General features: G+C 37.2%; 1 protein-coding gene. It reads left to right on the forward strand.

The features are described 5' to 3' along the window. The first annotated feature begins 198 nt into the window (after positions 1–198). Positions 199–768 (forward strand): peptidylprolyl isomerase A, encoded by a 570-nt coding sequence (locus ACEO2X_RS13845; protein WP_004969822.1) that lies wholly within the window; start codon positions 199–201, stop codon positions 766–768. Positions 769–1,211: the final 443 nt, after the last annotated feature.

The raw sequence follows: 1,211 nt of genomic DNA on the forward strand, positions 1-1,211 counted from the left end.
GATGGGTTCAAATTTTTTGAAAAAATCATCAACAATACAAAAAATTTCTGTAAAATCGTACATGGTAGTTAGAGCCTTTGGGTTGTGTCGTAACTTTCTAAATGGCTCTAACTACCTTTTTTTCAAGTGCTTTTCTTATCCGTAATTCGGGTTAATATAGATGCAATGCAAATACAACACAGATGGATTGGTCAGCAAATGTTAAAACAAAGTGTGTTTACCATGGCAGCAATGCTTATCAGCTTCAATACGATGGCAGCCAACACCGTGGTAGAAATGACAACCAGCATGGGCAATATTGAAATCGAACTGTTTAATGACAAAGCCCCAGTTTCTGCAAAGAACTTTGAAAACTATGCCAAGTCAAACTTCTATAACGGTACGATCTTCCATCGTGTTATCCCGGGCTTTATGGTGCAAGGCGGTGGTATGGATGCCAATATGCAAGAAAAGCCAACCAAAGCGACCATTCGTAATGAATCAAGTAATGGATTGAAAAATACCCGTGGTACCTTGGCGATGGCACGTATGAATCATCCTGATTCTGCCAGCAGCCAATTCTTTATTAATGTGGTAGATAACGATTTCTTAAATCGAAGTCCACGTAACGCAGGCTATGCGGTATTTGGTCAAGTCACTAAAGGTATGGATGTTGTCGATAAAATTGTAAAAGTACCAACAGGCAACTATGGCATGCATCAAAATGTACCGAAACAAGCGGTAAAAATACTCAGTGTGAAAGTGAAAGAGGCTGCCCCAACAAAATAAGCGGATTTAGATTGCAAAAATATGAAAAACATATTTTTAATTTAAAATTATAGGGTTAGTGCGAGTTTTGTGTGTTTTTGAACCAAAATAGTGCGTAAAAATCCAACACTCGTGAAAACAAGCAGTTAAAAGCACTTGCACGTGTAGGAAATTGCCCTATAATGCACCCATCCCGACGCGAAACAGCCTACGAACTTAGCTTACAGGGTTGAGTTGTTAGAAGTGTTTTGCGTTAAAATTTCTGCTGACGAGGCAGAAATTGAGATCATTAAGAGATTATGAAGAACAACTTGTGTGGATTTTTACTGATTGATTGATCGAAGATATTTCATTGATTGATTGGTTTAAATTACTCGAAGTTTATTTGAGCGAAATTTAAGTCAGAAAATTGATGAGCCAGATTTGGAAGTTTAGATTAAAACTTCAAAATGATTTTAACTGAA

Origin of the sequence: Acinetobacter sp. AL9 (assembly GCF_041464035.1) — a bacterium.
Classification (GTDB): Bacteria; Pseudomonadota; Gammaproteobacteria; order Pseudomonadales; family Moraxellaceae; genus Acinetobacter; species Acinetobacter towneri.

Bases quoted from the DNA above. Each gene is read 5' to 3' on its own strand.
- ACEO2X_RS13845 (WP_004969822.1), top strand. From the start codon at position 199: ATGTTAAAACAAAGTGTGTTTACCATGGCAGCAATGCTTATCAGCTTC.